We start from the raw sequence: 17,633 nt of genomic DNA on the forward strand, positions 1-17,633 counted from the left end.
CATACACCTTTCCGTCGATAACTTTGACGATGATCGGCGGAACATAGTCGCCACGCTTGTAAGCATCGGCCAGCACTCGAATACCAGCTTTGATGTCCGGGCGCTCGTAGTAGTTCTCGCAGAAAGCGCCACGGGTGTTAAACCCTTCTTCCTCCAGCAGAAGCTGAGGAGAGATAGTGAATCCATCCCCTTTTTTCAGTTCTTCGGGGGCGGTTACGCCTTTGAGAGCGCGGAGTGAGTTGATAACAGCCATTCGTTGGTTCTCCTTGTGACTTGCTCACTTTATAGCATCACTTTTTGATACTGTAAACAGGGCGGCATAAAAAACCCGGCGCTTTACAGTACCGGGTTCTCTCTTCCTTCTCACCACTAACTTGCTTTGACTTTGAGCAACCTCAGCGCCAGCATGGCCCATTGCAGATATGCTTCCAGTCGTTGCTGGTACTCTTTCCCTGGTGGGCGTTGACCTTCCTTGTGGGCGATCGTCCTCTCGATACCGGCGAGGCTCTTTCTCAGCTCCAGGTTCCTGCGTATTCCCACCATTCTCTGTCTTGCTGACTCAAGAGACAGACTCCCAAGTCCAAAGAGGGGCAGTTGTCTGTAGTCCTGTGTTCCCAAGTTAATTTGGTTCCACGCCATTGCTGCTTGCCACGGTCGTTTCTGGATTTGCTGGATCGCCTTCCCACAACCCAGGCAGACCATATTCCAGCGCACAGGAGGACCTATAACCTTCTGCATTTGCGCCCGGCCATGACAACTATCGCAGGCTGCCACAGGAACGCTGAGCGGGTCGTGGTGCCCATAGGCTACTGTTTCAGTCTGGCTGTAGTGTTCATCTGATTTGAGCTCCGCCAAGAGCTTCTCACGCTTCTCTTTTGCGTATTCGAGGGTTAAGCCTTTTCTGATTTGTTCCATGTTCAGTCCAGAATGATTTTTCTCTTGTCTCGCTTGGGAGTGCCTTGTTCTTTCTGGTCCGATGTAGAGCTGATGACTTCTGGCTCTTTGGCCTCGCCCCTTTGTAGTTCGTCAATACTCCCCAGCTCTGTTCCACCGTGTCTTATCTCACCTTGATCTCTATGCTCTCTAGTTGAACGACGGATCTCTTCCGAAACTCCACGCAAAAAACCAATTACATTGGCCCGGAATGTACGTCTCTTCTCCTCTATCTCAAGCAAGTAACTCAAGTAGAAGTAAAACGGTATCGAGACGAACAATGACAAAGGGAACCAGCCTTTTTCGCTGGCAGAAACAAAGAGTCTCGGCTCAAACATTTTCATGGCGAGGGTCGCCATTAGCACAGAGACAACTACTGGAGTCACCGCCATCAAAAATCGGGAATGAAGGTACGCCATCCAGACCCCAGCGACTAAAGCTGTTAGCGAGAGGAACATAGCAACAACCAACGGGCTCGCATCAATGGCGATTAGCCCTATCTGGACGATAATGACGAAGCAAAGAAGCAATATTCTGTATAAAAATGACCGCATTCCAACCCACCTCAATCCAAGATAATCTTGCGCTTATCTTTCTGAATTTCGATAGGCTGCTCCGGTTCACTCAGAACACCCTCTGACGCTTTCAGATCTTGAATACTTGGAAAGCCCTTCCCTGCTCCTGCTTTTCTTGGTCTCTGCTCTGTTACCTCAATCGCTATTTCATCCCCCTCCCGGAACTGCGGGTAACAACCAGCGCGGTTGGCATAGCGATTCAACGACATTTTGAGCAGCCGGTATTTCTTTGGGCAGGTTATTTGTACTGACGCATCAGAGCTGCAAGCTGCGTCAAGCCGCCGGAAAAATTCCTCCGGTATCCCCTTTACAAGGAGATCGCTCAACTCATCCATAGGCCTTGAGCCGGTTGGCATCGGATATGGCAACCTCCGGTATTCTCTGTAGATGTACCGCTTGATGACGATATGAAAGACGAATGCGGCAAAGCCCCACAAAGGGCCATTAAGGAGCCCCGCAACGATAAGTAGCACCGACGGGAAGGGAACCCCTACGAAACTCGGCAGGACTTTAATCTTTACCATCGGCGTTGACCGACGCACACTCTCACTCATTTGCTGACCCTTTACGTGCAACCTTGTACTGCACTTTCAGATCGTAACCATCCACTTCCTGATGAAGGACTTTCACGGGGACACCTTCAACGGTCCCCAGGTACACGCTCAGCTCAACTTCCGGAACATCGTCCCTGAGACCCAGTACATTGCGCCACCCAGTCGATGTCTTCTGGCAGTGAGCGCCCACCCTGTCATGCCGGTAGTAAATGTCTTTGTTATCTCCTTGGCAGATGAAGAATCCACTAACCTGCCCCGTCCTTAACACCCACTTGCGGTTGTGGAAGGTAGCTTCTTTCTCCACCTCAGTGGACTTGTCTATAGCCACCGGGCTTACCACCAGCTCTTGTGCGGCCAAATCAGACACAAGGCCTATTACCAACGCGGATAACAGAGCGGCCATAGCCGCCCGTGTCATCATACTGCCGCCTCGTGAGTGGCATCGGCAAAGAATTTGCCTTGTTTGTAGATCTCGTCCTTCTCGAACGAGATAGCATCCGCACGACTGCTGAATGGGCCATAGCTTTTACCGTCGATCAGCACCTTCCACTGGCAACGCCAAACACGAGTCCATGCCGCAATCTTTGACTCGTCTGAACAAAGTCCGCGAATAACATAGAACGCAATCATTAGAATGCCGCTCGTCGGCACGATGCGCGAAACCCTTGTTTTACTGTATTCCTGCACTTCAAGGCCTTTGAAGGAAACCTCATCGGCAAACCCGCAGACCTCACCATTTTTGATTACGATGCGCTTTTTGCTCATAACCGACCCCACTAATCCAAAATAATTTTGCGCTTGCCTGGCTGTACTTCGATTGGCTCTTCCTTTTGCACCTTTGGTGCCGGAGCTGATGAGCTGACAACCACCGGTTCTCTTTCTGTGTTTTGTTGCTGGCGCTCACGGAGTTCATCCACTGAGGGAGGCTCATTGCTTGGTCGTTCAGCCCTTTCTGCACGTCGGGCTTCTCTTAACAACTCATCAATTTCGGAGTCGCTCCGGTTATTCATAAAAGCTCTATAGGCAAAGAAAATCAGCACCGGTACTATTGCCACCAAGAAGAAAGGAAATGAGCTTCCGCTATCTTCCACTGGCTTGGTACTGGCCGCGCCTGTATCGAATACGGTACGAATAACCGTTGGCGCGGTCATGATCATAATTGCAGGCATTATCCCCATCACAATTCCTGATGGGCTCTGCCTCATAATTCCACTAGCAACCCCAAACACCAGCATCAATCCCGCTATGACTTTGACGAAAGAGCTATCCATTAGACCGATCATGGAGTCACTTACCTCCTCGAACGGACTTTGAAACGCACTGGTATTGCGGTCAGTGTCTTGTGCAGCATTAATCTGCTTGGGAGGTTCACTCTTTGGTGCAGTCACTATGGATGACGCTGATTGTTGGCTGGCAGCCTTCTGCGTTTCACCATCCTGCTTGACCACCCCCAGATCCTGAGTTTTGACGTGCGTTTGTGCTGGTGGTGCTAACTGGTATTTGACTGCCAGGTTGTTGCCGTGGACTTCAATGGTTTGCAGGGAGATGGGTTTACCTTCCAACTTGGTCAGAGCTTCTTGGAGCGGCAGCTCCTGAGCATCAGTCATACCGCCCATAAAGCCATTAAACCCGTCATCATGAATACGGCATCGCAGCCTTCCCGAATAGCTACGGTATTCACCTGGGCAAACAAAATAGCCGCCCTGAGGGCCATCCAGTTTGCGCCATTTATTGCTTTTGAAGGCCTCCACTTTGGTCACAACTGGCTGACCGTCATGGTAATCAATGACCGTTTTGCTCTCCGGGCCAGTGTCCTCTATCTTCTTGCTGCCTGAGTCATCTGAGAGCATTTGCCCCACCATAACGCCAGTCACAAAGTCACTGGCAAAGGCCGCAGGAGCTGCGACCATGAGACCAACCAGCAAAAGAAGGGGGACGCGCCCTGTCCTTCTCATCACCATTCGTTCTGTTCCGTTTCGTGCTGGGTTTGACCAGCATTGAAGTGGTACTCGGGTTTCAGCTCTTTTTCTTCGACTTCGAGCTCTTCCGGGCGAATACGCTGTTCCAGCGCTTCACAGGTCTTACCCTGAAACCCCGTGAAATCGGCAGCAATCTTGCCGCCCTTGATCTTGATGTTTACCTTTTTCACTTTGTCACCTCGTCGTTAAGTTCAACTAATCTGATTGCCTTGGCGCTATTACCAAACAGCTTCCTCAGCTTCCAGTTCCAAAGTGCCATCGTGATGCTGCTTCACCGTCACGCTGAAACCTTCCTCTTTCAACTGCTGCTCGTAGTGGAAGGCAATGTAGCGATCCTGCACCTTGCTGCTTGCCTGCTGCGTCCAGCGGCCATAAGAGCCGTAGTTTTCCTGGTACTGCTCCCAAACACCGTTTTTTTCCTTGTAGCCAATCCGGTGCTCCTTGTTGTTCTGGTCGATCAGAACAATCGGGTATTTCTCGAAGGTGTAGCCAGCGCCCACGCGGTACAGCTTTTCGTTTTCAACAACAACGCCAACTCCCTCCAGAGCCTTCAACAGCAGCTCTTTGTCTTTGTAGGCGACCTGCACCTTGCCTTTTACGATATGGCTCATCTCATCACTCCTGAGTTGTTTCGGGTGTCATGCCGTGTTCCGACATAACAAAGTTAAGCGCGGCAATGGAATAGTCTTGCCCGAGAGAAACTTCGATCTTTCCTTCTTTCTCCAGCTTTCGGCCAAGCTCGGTAAGGTTTTCCATCATGGGGATGAGCTTGAACAACGAACTCATGTAGGTGATCGATGTGGAAACGTCTCGGGCGAACTGGTCCAGCACCTTACTCTTGTCGATAACCAGAGGCTCTGGTCTATCCACTCCATCTTTTTCTGACTGGAGTTTGCTGCACAGCTTGAGCAGCTCAATCCCCTTCTCAATGTCTTGTTTGTACATAACGGTCAATTCTCCTCTCTGCCGTTTTGATGCTCTCTCCTGGCCGCACCAGCTCGCTCCCTAGCCCACTCAGCTAGAGCATTGATTAAGTCGCTGACTTCTGAGTGGAATATCAATGACACAGCAAGAGCAGTCCAAAAAACCCACTCCATCGCTTAGTCCTCGATGGCAAGTTTGCGTCCAGAGCCATTCTGCTCTTGAACATCGAAGTTATTGGCCGGATAGAAGCCTTGATCCCGCAAACTGCGAATCTGGTTGATGTCTTCCCGGCGAGTTTCACTGGTCGGGGTAATGCGAGTGACCGCATCCACCAGCGCTTCATTGTTGAGCTCTTTGTCCTGAGCGTTCGCCAGATACATCGCGTCAATGACGGCCTGTTCAATCTCTGCCCCGGTGTATCCCTCGGTGGTACGAAGTAGCGTAGGCATATCGAACGCGGCGATGTTGGCCTTCTGCTTGGCGAGGTGGATCTCAAAAATCTTCTGGCGCTCAGCCACACTTGGCAGATCAATGAAGAATGCTCGGTCCCAGCGGCCAGCTCGCATCAATTCAGGAGGCAGCGACTGAACCCGGTTGGCCGTCGCCACAATGAAGATCTTCTTCTTGCGCTCTTGAAGCCAGTAGAGGAAAGAGCCCAGCAGGCGCTTGGATACTTCGTGTTCGCCATCGGCATTACCAAAAAACTTCTCCATCTCGTCAATCAACACAACAACGGGTGCGATCTGCTCAATGGTCTGCAATGCACGATTGAACTGGCGCTCGGTTTCACCGAGATACTTGCTATAGAAACGGCCCATATCCAGGCGAACCAAGGTAGTGCCAAGTACACCGGCAGCGGCTTTTGCCGTCAGCGATTTACCACCACCAGGTACACCGGCCAGAAGGACACCTTTTACCGGAAGGTCTTTGTCCCAACCGGCTTTACGTATCTGGAGGAACTCCTTGAGGTTTTCGAGACCACCGACATTCCCAATATCAATGGCCTCAAGCACATCGAGGCCGACATCACGCAAGATGTGAGCTTTTTCTTTTCGGATCTCGCCCAGGTATTCTTCACCCTTGAATTTCAAGTAAGCGGAGTAGGTGAAGACGTTCTTCATCTGGGTGTGTGACAAGCCCAAGGCGTGGTTTGCGATGACAGCACGTTCGTTGCTCTCGAAGACTCCACCATCTTTCACGTTATCTTCACAGGTCTGGAGCAGTTTCAGGATTTCCTGATTGCTCATAGCCGGGAGATCGATGTGATAAACGAACTCTTCATTGAAGACGTCTTTGCCAGCGATGATGTAGTTGATCCCCTCATTCTCCAGATAGGTCAGTGATGACTTGAGGGCTGGGAGTGTTTCCGGGTTTGCACGTTGGCGGTCGAAAAAGAAAGTGTCGAACACGACAACTCCGTTTTTGGAGGACTTCTTGGACTCGTCCACCATTGCCTTCATCGTGCCTGGATCAGGCAGCTTCTTGAATGGCATTACAATAAAGTGCTTGCCGACTTTCTTTGCAATGTCAGAGAAAACGCTCTCTGCGCGGCCCAGCTCAAAAGTGCTAACGTTGATGACTGGAAAGGACAACTTGATTGGAATCTCAAGTTTGTCCATTTGCTGTGTAATATCGCTCATCGCTTATCCTTTAAATAAATTTCGACTTGTTGATCACCTCACATCATAAGTTCATTTTATGATGCTGTAAATATCACCTTCCAACTCTGTAGCTGTTCACGGCGGACTCAACGCGCTTGACTGACACGTCTATACCATTTGTCACCAGCAACTCATGCACTTGGCAACAGGCCTGTTGTTTCAGGCCAAAGAACTCTTCGTTAACACGGGCATACTCTGCTGCCGAATTGGAGGCGGCTCGTCTTAGATCTGGCATCAGAGATTCAACGCGAGACTCTACTTTGTCCAGAGAGGAACTGGCAGACGACAAGCTGAACAGCGAGAAGACGCTCCCAAAGTCGAAACCATCATTCAAACCGGCAAAGTCCATACCCAGATCGATAAACTCAGTTGCCATTGAGTGGTGCAGTGAGCCCACAATGTCACGATGATCCCCCAGCGCATTTGCGAAGGCTTTCACAGCTCTCTTCGCATCGTCTATTTCACTGCTGGCCGAGGAGTTTGACATCGACGACATGACGGAAATGCCCTTGTTGTCAGTCACAAGGTCGAGAACCTCCATTGTTTGTGCTGATGAAACACTGGAAGAGGCCTCACTGATTTCACGTAAGGCTTTTTGCCCCATGTCCACCAGTCGCTTGTTGCTCTCGTGGAGTCGAGATGCGGCGTCAAGCCTATCTTGAGCTTGGGTGATTCGTTCCAGAATCTGGCTACCGTCAATCGCTTGCTTCACGGCCCGAGAAACCAATCCCTCTTTGAGCTGGTCTCTCCCACGGCGCAAATACCGCAAATCGCTGTTATGGCCTTTTAGTGCTGAACGTATAACGGCGATGTCTCGACGAAACTGCCAGAACGTTATAATTTTTTGCCAGATCCCCAACTGAGCACGCTGTTGGCAAAGAGCTTCGTACTCTGCACCTTTCTCTTCAACCTGGCTGAGAGCTGCGGTAATCCTGTCTTGATATTGCCGGTCGTCAGCCAAGTAACTTTGAATTGCTTGTTCCATCCCGTACCCCAAAAACTTTCACATGTGAAAGTTCATTCTTTCTTTGTTCTGCCAGTACAAAGTATTTTGCCTTAGAACGACCTCACACCCCGCCCCTGCTCACGCCCATTTTGGGCAATTACAGATTCAGCATTTACAGGCTTATAATGTGATGCCGTAATAGACAAATAAAAAACGGCATAGCCGTTTTTACCTTACTTTGCTTTGCTCCGGCCCCCGCATAGTGCATTACCAATGCGTGATGAAAAATCCTTCCATTCTGGACTGTTCCGGTAGTCATCCTGTCCAGTTGCTTGTTCCTGGCTGGTCGATGCGAATTGATTGAGAGCATCCGGGCACGAAGAGCAGACCCCGATACCTTCCACTCTATTCACGCGAAGCCAGTGACACGGTTGACCGTTTTCAACACAAGCGTGATCATCGGTGCATCCGCACCCTATACATTTAGCAGTGAGCATAAGCGCCTCCCCAAGTAAATTAACAACATCATAGTATCATTATGTGATGCTGTAAATATTAAAAAGAAAGCGGCCATAGCCGCCCTTCCGAAGTAATTTTCCTTTAGTGGTTGTCTTGGCCCTGTTTCCAAGCGACGAATGCCTGCACTAGCGGTACGCCATCATCACTCAAGGCATTCCCTTCTATCCATCCGCCTCGTATGACGACAGACTGCCCTGATTCCAAGCCAAAAGGTTCCCACTCAGAAGCCACCGGGGAACCGTCCACCAGCAGGTCGAGATCTTCAATCCATTTATCCCGGCCATCCAGAGTTTTCCAAACTGAGTCATCGACCCAAAAGGCCTTGATTTGTTCTGGTGTGGCATTGGTCCAATCGTTGTCTTTCCCGTCAGCAAGTGAAAGTACAGAGTCAACCGTTTGCTGCCAGTTCGGCCAATCTTCTTCGACAACAACGCAAGTAAGCGAGCTCTTGCCATTTGCTCTGCGGCCATCATCAACCTTCCGGATCAGCCTTTCCAGTGTCGCCAGCTCCTCATCGCAGAGCACGGCCTGTGCATCGCTTATCTTTGCCACGAAGTAACGTGCTTCAAGCATCGACATAATTATTTTCCTCCCCAGGGCACAAGTTTTGTCGAATATCCAAGCATTAGTGGGTGCTTCGGGTCCCCCGAACCAGTCACGCCAAATGCCAATACCGGCTTCCCAGATGCAACGAGCTGCTCTAAAAGCCTGTCCAAATGAACATGCAAAGACTTAGGCAGCTTAGTTCGGCTCCCCCAGCAGGGCACCAAGACATCAGCATCCCGAATAATCCTTTCCAAGTGGATTTCATTTTCAGGCCCGACAGGATCAACCGCCGTAGCCAGCTCTCGAACGTCGGTCGCCCGAAAAGCAAAAGCATTACCGACTATGAATCGCCTCCCTCCGTTGACCTTGGTAAACCCTATCCACTTTCTGACCGTGTGATCGTCCTCGGTGGCCGTGGCCGTAGAGCCGTTTACACCAAAATAACCGAACACAAGGCCTTCGGGTTGCACATCCCTTTCCAGACGGTATCTGTACATGCCGCACTTGCTGATAATTGCACTCAAAGTGTCACCTCTTTTTGAATGAAAAATGCCCTTTCACAGTTGCATTTTTTAATGCTGTGATAGGATAAAAGTGTAAGTTGAAAAGGAGAGATGACCATGAAACATGTACTGAATATCGCGCTGATGGCTGTTGTTATTCTTGGCCTGGCTATGCTTGAGGCCACCAACTGGGGTTACGCAGTGCTGGCTATCCCGGCAGTGATTTGGGCCAAGTCGGTGCTCAACCTTCTGCACAAACTGCCGGTTCTGGCTGCTGCTTTTTGGATTCTGGTTGCTGTTTTCGCGTGGCAAGCGGCACTTGTTGGTATCCTGTTCTATGGCGTACTTGCGACCCCTAAAGCGCCAGCAAACACCAATGGCAAGAAAAGCCGAAAAGCCAATCTGATGGGCACTTACAGCTACGACTTTAAAACCGGCGAATGCTTTAGCTAAGACTGGCTCCACGGTTATTTCTCCTCAGCCTTCCTGATGGGCGCTCTCAGCGCTCTCAGGACAGCTTCTTCAAGAGCTGCGGCCCCTGCCCTATCACGTCGCTTTGTTAATGCCCCATATTGCTTCCTGATGGGTAGCATCAGCTCTTCGAGTTCATTGCGCTTCCTATCGTCGGCTTCAAGTTTCTCGCTTCGCGCCAAGGCTTCGGCTTGCTCGCTTTTTGCTTGCCACTCTATCTTGTCGCCTTGCACTTCCCATGCTTTAACGTAATGAGCATCATCCAGACCTTTTGCTCCGTTGTCCGAAAACGAGGCCCCTGAGTAAATGCCACCGACAACCCAGCGCCTTTTGCTTTTTCCCTTTGAGAAATACATCTCACGGCCTAAAACACCATCGCGCAAAGTGGCTACCGAGATAAATAGCCCAGCGTCCCCTTTCCTAAAGCCGCAGAACACAAACTCAAGCGGTTCGTATAAATCACTCATGCTGATCACTCCGAAGAACAGACAAGACCTTCTCAGCTCGCTCCTGGAGGTCTATGAGTTCGGCAGCATCATTACCGCTCAATGACATGTCCCCGCCATAGAGGCGATACTCAACGCTGTCCATCGCCTGGCGAAGCAATCCTAGAAGAGCATTCACGTTTGCCGGTGTTGATAGGGCGACGGCTTCACCTTTCAGCTCACGTCCATTAAATTCCGACCACTCGGCTATGCCTGTCAGTTCGCAACAATTTGAGCAGGACATACTGGCAACATTCTGGGGATCGTCTGGACAGTGTTCATTGATGACAAAGTTCATCTCGTCACTGCCGCACTTTCCACAAATGATGTGTACTTTTTTGCCCATGCTGCTGCCCTTAGTGGAGAGTCTGCTCTTCCACAACAATCATCCCGTCAACCAAGCTGATTGTGGCGGGACCGCAGTTACCCAGCACCTCAGCTTTGACTCCGTTGTTCAACGCGACATAAAGCCGTCTCGCCCCGTTGGTGACGCGGATGCCTTTCTGGTCGAGTTGTTCAAGCATTTCTTCGTAGGTAATTTTTTCGTCCATCAGTTCTCCTCAGCAAGGATCTCGTCGATGAGGTTCTTTGCTATCAATCTGGCATCCAAAGGGACAGCCAGGCTGTCAATTCTGCCTCTTTCATGGGCAACAATGAGTTGCGCCTTCCAAGCTATCCCGGAAAGAGAAGCATCAGGTTCTTTACCTGAGCTTCTCATACATCTTGCGTTTCGGTACGCCGCCAGCCACTCAGGTCTGGTTGAGTTATAACGCCCAAGGCCAGCTTTTCGTTGGAAGCACATTCATCGCGCACCTTTACAGATTCATTTTATGATACTGTAAACAATAAAAAGACACCTTGCAAGACTTTCACATGTGAAAGTTTTCTGGTTTACATCTGCTCGCTTGGATCAAACCCCAAAGCCTTGCACACGTCATCCAGGTCATCGAGCGTGAAGAATCCCAGCGTCAGTTCCCCGGAGCGCTTCGCGGGGTTATAGCGAACTTTGATAGGCCTACCCGTAGCATCGCTCATCAGGGTCTCCAGGCGCTTAATGTCTGCATCCCTGTCCACTTCTTTGCCCTTCGCTATCGCCTCAAATTTATGAACCGGTGTCCTGGTATGCAGGAGATCCCTCAGGAGCTTTTCTCTCTTGCTGAAAGGTAACTTAGCCACGGCCCTCACATGCCCCAGGGTGATCTTGCGTGGATTTCTGAGCCAGAGCGTTAGCTCTTCCTCCGATAGCGTACCGGCGCGTTTCAGGTGTGTAACCGTATAGACCTTCTCAATACCCAGATCCTCTCTGATCTGACTGTTTGAACGCCCCTCTCCGCTTAGGAACGCGACCACATAGGCCTTTTCTGCATCAGTCATGCCTGGATGCTGGTGGTAGTAGTCAATGGCTTCTCTTGCATCGAGCAGTAGGGGTAGGTTGTTCATTCAGGACACCTTTTAGTCACATGACTATATCGAGGCTTATTCTACCCCCTATTTTAGTCACATGACTACTTACTGACATTTCGGCCCCCATCGCCGCCGATTTTTCTTGATTATAGGTTTGAATCTATATAGGATTGCACCTATATTAAGTAAGGAGAAATCATGTGGGTCATCGAGACAACCGACACCTTTGATGAGTGGTTCGATGCTCTGGATGATACCGATAGAGCAAACGTGCTGGCTTCGATGATGGTGCTGCGAGATAGAGGCCCCATGCTGTCGAGGCCATACGCGGATACTGTTAACGGTTCATCCTACAGCAACATGAAAGAGCTTCGGGTCCAAAGCAAAGGAGATCCTATCAGAGCGTTCTTTGCGTTCGATCCAAAGCGTAAGGGGATTCTTCTCTGCGCCGGTAACAAGACCGGGGACGAGAAAAGGTTTTATGAAGTAATGATCCCAATTGCAGACCGTGAGTTTGCGGCGCACTTGGATAAATTGAAGAAGGAGTGACGTTATGGCAAGAACTCTTGACCAAATGCTGGCAACAGAAAAGCCTGAGGTTGTTGCCAAAGCACAGAAAGCGGCCACTGAGATGTTACTGAACATCCACTTGGCAGAGCTTCGTGATCGCATGAACCTTACCCAGGGGGAAATTGCTGCATCTCTGGGTGTGAGACAGCCGACAGTCTCCGAGATGGAAAAACCTGGACGAGATCTCAAGCTGTCGTCCATTAAGCGGTACGTTGAGGCCTCCGGTGGCAAGCTACGCCTCGATGTTGAACTTCCGGACGGCACCCACTACGGCTTTGCCGTTTAACTCGATACGCCCCGTTATGGGGCGTATTACTTCTCTTGCTCTTCTTCCAGCCGTTTTCGGTATATCTCTCCTGCACGTTCCCTGCCATCGTCGGTCAGCCTAAAGGCCAGCTTTAGAGAAGCATTCCGGTACTTGTTCAACAGGCCGTTCTCCACCAGCGTGTGGCATGACGTTCGGAAGTTCGTTCCATGAATACCGCTCTGGCGAGCTGAATTGATCATCTCCAGTATTTTTACACCTGGTACAGGCTCGGCTTTTCCACCGGCCTCAATTGCGTATAGAATGAACAAAACGTCTTTTTGAGTTGACGACAATCTCATCCCTTCCCCTTATTCATGTCTGATATGAATAAGGCTCCCACGAAGGAGCCTTATGTAAACCTTATTCATGTGTCACATGATTAAGATCTAGTTCACGGAGTCTTTCAACCCCTTACCAGCTTTGAACCCAGGAATGTTGGCCGCCGCGATCTGGATGTTCTCTCCAGTCTGGGGATTCCGCCCGGTTCGCGCTGCGCGTTCCTTAACGTGGAAAGTACCAAACCCAGTGAGCGCTACTGTCCCACCCGCTTTAAGCTCCTCTGTCACTGAGTTGATCAGCGCATTTACCGCAGCTTCGGCCTTTGCTTTGCTAATGTCAGCGTCTTCGGCCACTTTCATAATCAGTTCACTTTTGTTCATCGTTATTCCTGTTTGTTTTCTTGGTTACTGTTTACACCTGCATACTCTGGGGTGTGGTTAGTGCTTTCTTCGCCACTCCCAAGGGGGAGTTCTCTCCGATTCCGGTAATGCCCAGAGACCTCGCTTATCGGCTTTGGCTTCGGCCTCCAGCTTGAACAGCTCCGGTGTTTTGGCGTACTGCCGGTACACCCACGCACTCCCAGAACGGACCATTTCGGCATTGACCCATTTGCCATCGACATAAAGGTTGGCGACCAGACGGCCATAACGGTCTTTGTCGATTTGCTCGACTTTAATCATTCGACCAAACACCAGATCGGACAACGCCTGTTTCGCCTTTGAGCCGTAGGGTTGTTTCTTCTCTGGGGTGTCGATTTCCGCCAGCCTTACCCGGTACTGGATTTTGCCGCTCCGGCAATCTTTCCCGGAGTCACAGCTTTGTTCAGTCAGGACCTTGACCGTATCACCGTCAGACACCCCCACAACCTTCGCAGTAAAGGTTTCTGCCCATACCTGAGGGGCCACCACCAGCATGGCTACCAGGAACGCTGAAACCCCCGTATTTTTCACAAAACCTAACCTCATAATCACTCCATCCAAATTACTTTTTTTTCCCAGCCGGTAGAGCCTTGGCCCAACAGAGCCTTGTTTCATCCACCTTGCTGTCTACGATTCGACAGGCATCCCAGTTAAGAGATGACCAGTGAGCAATGGCAGAGGCCAACCAGTACCACGGTGCCGTAAACACCGGCTGGCCCCCTTCCTTCGTTTTAAATACCTGGTATCGCATGTTGATCCTCCTGTTTGGGTGAGGCTTAGGCCTCGTAATAGAAATTTTTTGTGTCCGGATAGGGTTTAAAGCAATGAGCCGTGGCTCTCCCCAGGGAAAGCACTGAAGCCTCAGCTTCCGGCGCTTCCTCAGTGTCTTCACGAAATTCCCCGCCAAGTTGCTTCACCCATTCGGCAGCGAGCTGCACACCTTCATCAAAGGGAACTTTGTTCTTTTGAAGCACATCCAGATAGGAAAGCAGCAAGCAGTGAGGCGTAATGACGGCGGTGTTCCAATCGGTTGCGAGCCGTGTTTCGTCCATATCTGCATACCAGGCATCAACCTGATGTTTCAATCCGATCTCGGCCATCATGCCGTGCTTACCGGCGACCTTTCTGCCTTCCTCTACCACATCAACCGGGGCGTCCCAGTAGAGGACTCCCCCGTCCGCTTCTTGGGTCGCACAGGTTGCACCTTGCGGCCAATGCCTCCGTTCCATAACGAGCTCGCAGAGCGTTTGGTTGCCTACAGGAGCCTTGTAGTCCTCATCGAGATTCACCACGATGGTTTCCGGCTCCTGTTCAACCGGTGGCAGGTATCTGGCGACCAGAGGCATTGTCAAAATCACAGCCCCATCCATGTGAAAGGATGTTGGAGCCTTCACTATTCGGTCCATTACCCAGCACCAAGCATGAAGCAACCGATCCTCTACCTTGTCGTCAGCCTCAATCTCTTGAACGAACTGGTTGAAACGAACCTGACTATCCAGAAACAGGCCTGTGCTCTGACACTTATCGCTGATCGTATGAATGAGCTCCGCCTGCTCCAGAAGCATTTCTCGGGTGACTTCCTCCACATCACCAAATGCGTCAAACAACTTTGTCATGTAGTCACGAATTTGCATGTTCTTCCCCCTCGGCATCGAATTGCTTTGCAAGCTCAGGATCACCGGCCCAGCGAAGGGCGTCTCCCATATGCGTGAAAGCGCGTTTATTGTTATCCTGCTTATTCACCCTGACCGGCGTCTTTTGGTCACGAGGCTGTAGTAGCCAGTACCCGGCCTCTTCCCTGATTAGTTCTGCGGCCACCAGAAAGCCGTTCTTCGTTGCAATGATCATCATCAGCTCCCGTGGTTAAGCCAGTAGGCATAGATAGTGATGGCAAGGCCTCCCGCGAGCACAATGACTGCGGCGGTACGCTGGACCCACTTCGATGCACCAAACCGCGCCAGGTGTCTCCCCAGGAACTGGAAAGGTGCTGTCTTTCCGATAGCGCGAATCACCCAGGAGATTGCCAACAGAAGGATGGCTGTGGCCGGGTATATACCAACCCCTAAGAGATTCATCTCTCCGACCGCGAGCTGATAGATGAATGCCAACAGCATGGCTACCGCAGTCAATACAGCTACAACCTTGGTCCCGTTTCGCCAGTCCCACGCTCGACGTGCGTCACTGGTAAAACTCACCATCGAGACAAGGAACGGCATAAATGGCAGGTTCATGCTGGTGGGTTTATCCATGAATGCGTCAAGACCCACAAACATGGCCGTCATCACCACATAGAACAACAGGGCGGGGACAAGCATGTCGCGTAAAGACCGAACCTGGTTGGCGTTCGCGTTTTGAGTATTCGTCGTCATTGTGTTTGCCCCTTCAACATTCCCCATAGCTGACGGTGAAGATCAGCGATTACCTTGTACGTCCCCTTCACTGCTGGTTGCTCAAGGGTCTTGAGCATCCACAAAGCAATAAACAGGCTGGAAAGCAGTGCCACCACCAACTGGATGTTGTGGCTACTCAAATAGACGGCATAGCCGTTTAGGCAGGCACTCAATAGCAACCAGACCCTGGCCGTCATCAGCCCCCAGCGGTGATAGGTCACGAGCAGGTAGGCTGTTACGACAGAACAGAGTGTCATGGCACCAGAAGTGGCTAGGTAAACGACCCATGTACTGGCCTCGCCAGTGACGTAAGTGCCACCAACGGAGAAGGACAAGCCAAAGATCCAAATTGCTGCATTCCGGAGTAGGGCATCAACAATGATGTAACTAGCAGCGAGATTGATAATTCCGCGTTTTAGCATTACCCCCTCCCGTTATTCTGATACCTGCCCAGCTCAGCCCTGAGCCTATTAATTTCTTCCGTGGCTTCGGCCAACTGCTCCCGATACTTCTTGAACTGCTGATATGAATGCCAGGACTGTCCTTTCGATACTGACTTCGTGATGGCGGCGACCTCATCCGGCGTCAACCGGGTGAGCTGCTCTTCCGGATAGATCAGGATGGTGTTGCTGTCCCAGTCAAAGCCTGCGTGAATAGCTTTCACCCCCACTGTAGGGGTTCCACCAATCCCACCTGGCTGGTGGATGACAAGCCTCAAAGGCGCTGAGGCCTTGTGTGGATGAAGGCTATCGAGAGCCTCTTTTGCTTCTTGTAACTCCATAGATTCACCTCATAGTGAAATCAGGCCCCGGAGAGCCTGACTTTCACATGTGAAAGTTAATTTGCCTTCTGCTGTCTGGCAGAAACCCTCAAGGCCAGCGCCTTTTGCATGTCGGGCTGCTGGAAACGCACCTTGGTCCGATCAGGCCAACTGTCCATTTCATTGCACCGCAGGGTGTCTATGGCCGCATCACGGTAAACCTGATAGAAGTCGGTTCCACCTATGGAGTTAATTGCCATCATGGCGGCAAACATCGGGTTACTGTTCATGACGCTTGTAAGAGTCTCGGGGGTCATTGGGGTGTCGCATGACTTGTTGAGGGCAACCAGCAGGTCATTACCAACCAGGGCACAGGCAGCGCATACCTGTTTGGTATCATCCAAGGCCTTCGCGTATTCGTTGTTTGGCTGAGGGACGCTTGAGCAAGCCGACAGGACAAGCAGCCCCGCCAGAAGGCATCCCAATTTAGTTGTAATCTTGATCATCAGTTCTCACTCCACTTTCACATGTGAAAGTTTTTATTGGTTCGCGGAGTCGTCTTGTTGCGACTCAATCATCATTTTTCGCATCACGGCCATGATGGCTTGCGCCGGTTGAGCGCCGCCGAGAAGCTGGCTCTTGCCGGTATGGTTGTCCACTACAAAAGTGGCTGGTGTCCCGTTGACGCCATAGCTCTTGGCTTTCTGGATGTCAGCTTCAACCTTGTCTTCGTACTTTCCTGAGCCGAGGCACTCCCGGAACGCATCCAGATCAGCACCAACACCAGTGACAACAGAGGCCAGGTCAGCAACACCGCCACCATTCCCCTGGGTATGGTGGAAAATGTCGTTAACGAAGACCCAGAAGCCACGGTTGCCCTTCTGCTCAGCAATACATTCAGCGGCCAGAGCTTCCTTGTGAGCTGCCGGGTTATGGAAATCGAGAGGCATGTGCTTCCACTGCCAATTCACATTGCCTTTGCTGGCATCCACAATTTGTTTGGGTGTGTCGTGGAATCGCTTGCAGAATGGGCACTCCATATCGGAGAACTCCACCAGCGTGAACCGAGCACCAAGGTCCCCGTAGATGTGTTTGCCTTCTTCGACCTTCTCAGGTGCTGCCTCGAACTGGGCATACTTCTGATCGATGTCGGCTTGTTGTTTCTGCGCGACAAACTTGTTGATGCTTTCGGCCACAGCAGCTTCAAACTCTGCCTTGCTTTTGAAGGTGACGCCTTCGGCATCCTTCACCTGGTTGACCGTAGACTTCACGTTGGCGATCTCTTGCGCCAGATCCTTCTCTTTCACGAACTGGTAGATCCCGAACCCGGTTCCTACGAGCCCCAAAAGAATGGCGGCAACAACCCCGAGACGTAGTGATTTGGTACTTTGTTCTGTCATATCAAACT

30 protein-coding genes and 1 pseudogene are annotated in these 17,633 nt (G+C 51.0%); 3 read left to right on the top strand and 28 right to left on the bottom strand.

Annotated elements, in window-relative coordinates; all coding sequences use genetic code 11:
• The 14 genes and pseudogenes from AC4OVU_RS23895 to AC4OVU_RS23960 all read right to left on the bottom strand — a co-directional run.
• A pseudogene (locus AC4OVU_RS23895) lies at positions 1 to 253 on the bottom strand (hypothetical protein); the annotation flags it as partial.
• Between the two features lie 116 nt (positions 254 to 369).
• Positions 370 to 915: a hypothetical protein gene (locus AC4OVU_RS23900; RefSeq protein WP_000435224.1), complete on the bottom strand. Its 546-nt coding sequence runs from the start codon at positions 913 to 915 to the stop codon at positions 370 to 372.
• Between the two features lie 2 nt (positions 916 to 917).
• Positions 918 to 1,487, bottom strand: coding sequence for a hypothetical protein (locus tag AC4OVU_RS23905; protein WP_001256128.1), 570 nt, complete (start codon positions 1,485 to 1,487; stop codon positions 918 to 920).
• Positions 1,488 to 1,498: 11 nt separating this feature from the next.
• A complete protein-coding gene (locus tag AC4OVU_RS23910; RefSeq protein WP_000004673.1) occupies positions 1,499 to 2,062 on the bottom strand; it encodes a hypothetical protein in 564 nt (187 codons plus the stop codon).
• Positions 2,055 to 2,483, bottom strand: coding sequence for a hypothetical protein (locus tag AC4OVU_RS23915; protein ID WP_000988987.1), 429 nt, complete (start codon positions 2,481 to 2,483; stop codon positions 2,055 to 2,057). The genes AC4OVU_RS23910 and AC4OVU_RS23915 overlap by 8 nt, the downstream gene beginning before the upstream one ends.
• Positions 2,480 to 2,827, bottom strand: a complete 348-nt coding sequence (locus tag AC4OVU_RS23920) for a hypothetical protein (RefSeq protein ID WP_000039129.1) — start codon at positions 2,825 to 2,827, stop codon at positions 2,480 to 2,482. The genes AC4OVU_RS23915 and AC4OVU_RS23920 overlap by 4 nt, the downstream gene beginning before the upstream one ends.
• Before the next feature lie 11 nt (positions 2,828 to 2,838).
• Positions 2,839 to 3,972 carry a hypothetical protein gene (locus AC4OVU_RS23925; RefSeq protein ID WP_000225028.1) on the bottom strand — a complete coding sequence of 378 codons (1,134 nt, stop codon included), beginning with the start codon at positions 3,970 to 3,972 and terminating at the stop codon, positions 2,839 to 2,841.
• 44 nt (positions 3,973 to 4,016) lie between these two features.
• Positions 4,017 to 4,211 (bottom strand): DUF2997 domain-containing protein, encoded by a 195-nt coding sequence (locus tag AC4OVU_RS23930; protein WP_000757530.1) that lies wholly within the window; start codon positions 4,209 to 4,211, stop codon positions 4,017 to 4,019.
• Between the two features lie 48 nt (positions 4,212 to 4,259).
• Positions 4,260 to 4,652: a hypothetical protein gene (locus tag AC4OVU_RS23935; protein ID WP_000018404.1), complete on the bottom strand. Its 393-nt coding sequence runs from the start codon at positions 4,650 to 4,652 to the stop codon at positions 4,260 to 4,262.
• A gap of 4 nt (positions 4,653 to 4,656) precedes the next feature.
• Complete coding sequence (locus tag AC4OVU_RS23940) at positions 4,657 to 4,986, bottom strand: hypothetical protein (protein ID WP_000277953.1); 330 nt, start codon at positions 4,984 to 4,986, stop codon at positions 4,657 to 4,659.
• A gap of 155 nt (positions 4,987 to 5,141) precedes the next feature.
• The gene (locus tag AC4OVU_RS23945) at positions 5,142 to 6,605 is read right to left on the bottom strand and encodes an AAA family ATPase (RefSeq protein ID WP_001280522.1); all 1,464 of its coding nucleotides are present in this window, start codon (positions 6,603 to 6,605) and stop codon (positions 5,142 to 5,144) included.
• A gap of 73 nt (positions 6,606 to 6,678) precedes the next feature.
• A complete protein-coding gene (locus tag AC4OVU_RS23950) occupies positions 6,679 to 7,611 on the bottom strand; it encodes a hypothetical protein (protein WP_000434071.1) in 933 nt (310 codons plus the stop codon).
• Between the two features lie 561 nt (positions 7,612 to 8,172).
• Complete coding sequence (locus tag AC4OVU_RS23955; protein ID WP_000062185.1) at positions 8,173 to 8,670, bottom strand: hypothetical protein; 498 nt, start codon at positions 8,668 to 8,670, stop codon at positions 8,173 to 8,175.
• Positions 8,671 to 8,672: 2 nt separating this feature from the next.
• Positions 8,673 to 9,161 (bottom strand): DUF1643 domain-containing protein, encoded by a 489-nt coding sequence (locus tag AC4OVU_RS23960; RefSeq protein WP_001273096.1) that lies wholly within the window; start codon positions 9,159 to 9,161, stop codon positions 8,673 to 8,675.
• A gap of 96 nt (positions 9,162 to 9,257) precedes the next feature.
• On the opposite strand from AC4OVU_RS23960, the gene AC4OVU_RS23965 reads away from it, so the two are divergent.
• Positions 9,258 to 9,593 (top strand): hypothetical protein, encoded by a 336-nt coding sequence (locus tag AC4OVU_RS23965; RefSeq protein ID WP_000683476.1) that lies wholly within the window; start codon positions 9,258 to 9,260, stop codon positions 9,591 to 9,593.
• A gap of 14 nt (positions 9,594 to 9,607) precedes the next feature.
• Here AC4OVU_RS23965 and AC4OVU_RS23970 read toward each other — a convergent pair whose 3' ends face one another.
• The 4 genes from AC4OVU_RS23970 to AC4OVU_RS23985 form a co-directional block, all read right to left on the bottom strand.
• Entirely contained in the window at positions 9,608 to 10,078 is a 471-nt protein-coding gene (locus AC4OVU_RS23970) for a hypothetical protein (RefSeq protein ID WP_001281821.1), read from the bottom strand.
• Positions 10,071 to 10,442 (bottom strand): hypothetical protein, encoded by a 372-nt coding sequence (locus AC4OVU_RS23975; protein WP_000516916.1) that lies wholly within the window; start codon positions 10,440 to 10,442, stop codon positions 10,071 to 10,073. The genes AC4OVU_RS23970 and AC4OVU_RS23975 overlap by 8 nt, the downstream gene beginning before the upstream one ends.
• A 10-nt stretch (positions 10,443 to 10,452) precedes the next feature.
• Positions 10,453 to 10,647, bottom strand: coding sequence for a hypothetical protein (locus tag AC4OVU_RS23980; protein WP_000343597.1), 195 nt, complete (start codon positions 10,645 to 10,647; stop codon positions 10,453 to 10,455).
• Between the two features lie 340 nt (positions 10,648 to 10,987).
• On the bottom strand, positions 10,988 to 11,536 hold the full coding sequence (locus AC4OVU_RS23985; protein ID WP_001061574.1) for a transcriptional regulator: 549 nt from the start codon (positions 11,534 to 11,536) through the stop codon (positions 10,988 to 10,990).
• Positions 11,537 to 11,698: 162 nt separating this feature from the next.
• On the opposite strand from AC4OVU_RS23985, the gene AC4OVU_RS23990 reads away from it, so the two are divergent.
• Both AC4OVU_RS23990 and proR read left to right on the top strand, forming a co-directional pair.
• Positions 11,699 to 12,049 carry a type II toxin-antitoxin system RelE/ParE family toxin gene (locus AC4OVU_RS23990; protein ID WP_000270043.1) on the top strand — a complete coding sequence of 117 codons (351 nt, stop codon included), beginning with the start codon at positions 11,699 to 11,701 and terminating at the stop codon, positions 12,047 to 12,049.
• A gap of 4 nt (positions 12,050 to 12,053) precedes the next feature.
• Complete coding sequence (gene proR, locus AC4OVU_RS23995) at positions 12,054 to 12,356, top strand: transcriptional regulator ProR (protein WP_000124640.1); 303 nt, start codon at positions 12,054 to 12,056, stop codon at positions 12,354 to 12,356.
• A 26-nt stretch (positions 12,357 to 12,382) separates the two neighbouring features.
• On the opposite strand, the gene AC4OVU_RS24000 is transcribed toward proR, so the two are convergent.
• From AC4OVU_RS24000 to AC4OVU_RS24045, 10 genes are all read right to left on the bottom strand, one after another.
• Positions 12,383 to 12,676 (bottom strand): chromosome segregation protein ParM, encoded by a 294-nt coding sequence (locus tag AC4OVU_RS24000; RefSeq protein WP_001239997.1) that lies wholly within the window; start codon positions 12,674 to 12,676, stop codon positions 12,383 to 12,385.
• Positions 12,677 to 12,763: 87 nt separating this feature from the next.
• Positions 12,764 to 13,036: an HU family DNA-binding protein gene (locus tag AC4OVU_RS24005; RefSeq protein WP_001043047.1), complete on the bottom strand. Its 273-nt coding sequence runs from the start codon at positions 13,034 to 13,036 to the stop codon at positions 12,764 to 12,766.
• A gap of 57 nt (positions 13,037 to 13,093) precedes the next feature.
• Complete coding sequence (locus tag AC4OVU_RS24010; protein ID WP_001236377.1) at positions 13,094 to 13,621, bottom strand: thermonuclease family protein; 528 nt, start codon at positions 13,619 to 13,621, stop codon at positions 13,094 to 13,096.
• A 230-nt stretch (positions 13,622 to 13,851) separates the two neighbouring features.
• Positions 13,852 to 14,709, bottom strand: a complete 858-nt coding sequence (locus tag AC4OVU_RS24015) for a hypothetical protein (protein WP_001167032.1) — start codon at positions 14,707 to 14,709, stop codon at positions 13,852 to 13,854.
• On the bottom strand, positions 14,696 to 14,926 hold the full coding sequence (locus tag AC4OVU_RS24020; protein ID WP_000972663.1) for a hypothetical protein: 231 nt from the start codon (positions 14,924 to 14,926) through the stop codon (positions 14,696 to 14,698). Before AC4OVU_RS24020 ends, AC4OVU_RS24015 begins: the two co-directional genes overlap by 14 nt.
• Positions 14,926 to 15,444: a nitrite reductase gene (locus tag AC4OVU_RS24025; protein ID WP_000210756.1), complete on the bottom strand. Its 519-nt coding sequence runs from the start codon at positions 15,442 to 15,444 to the stop codon at positions 14,926 to 14,928. Before AC4OVU_RS24025 ends, AC4OVU_RS24020 begins: the two co-directional genes overlap by 1 nt.
• Positions 15,441 to 15,887, bottom strand: coding sequence for a Fe3+-siderophore ABC transporter permease (locus tag AC4OVU_RS24030; protein WP_000919345.1), 447 nt, complete (start codon positions 15,885 to 15,887; stop codon positions 15,441 to 15,443). Before AC4OVU_RS24030 ends, AC4OVU_RS24025 begins: the two co-directional genes overlap by 4 nt.
• Positions 15,887 to 16,246: a hypothetical protein gene (locus AC4OVU_RS24035; RefSeq protein ID WP_000422768.1), complete on the bottom strand. Its 360-nt coding sequence runs from the start codon at positions 16,244 to 16,246 to the stop codon at positions 15,887 to 15,889. Before AC4OVU_RS24035 ends, AC4OVU_RS24030 begins: the two co-directional genes overlap by 1 nt.
• 56 nt (positions 16,247 to 16,302) lie before the next feature.
• On the bottom strand, positions 16,303 to 16,731 hold the full coding sequence (locus AC4OVU_RS24040; protein WP_000591074.1) for a hypothetical protein: 429 nt from the start codon (positions 16,729 to 16,731) through the stop codon (positions 16,303 to 16,305).
• A gap of 33 nt (positions 16,732 to 16,764) precedes the next feature.
• Positions 16,765 to 17,625, bottom strand: coding sequence for a DsbA family protein (locus tag AC4OVU_RS24045; protein ID WP_000139698.1), 861 nt, complete (start codon positions 17,623 to 17,625; stop codon positions 16,765 to 16,767).
• Positions 17,626 to 17,633: the final 8 nt, after the last annotated feature.

Source organism: Enterobacter sp. 6722112 (assembly GCF_058661685.1).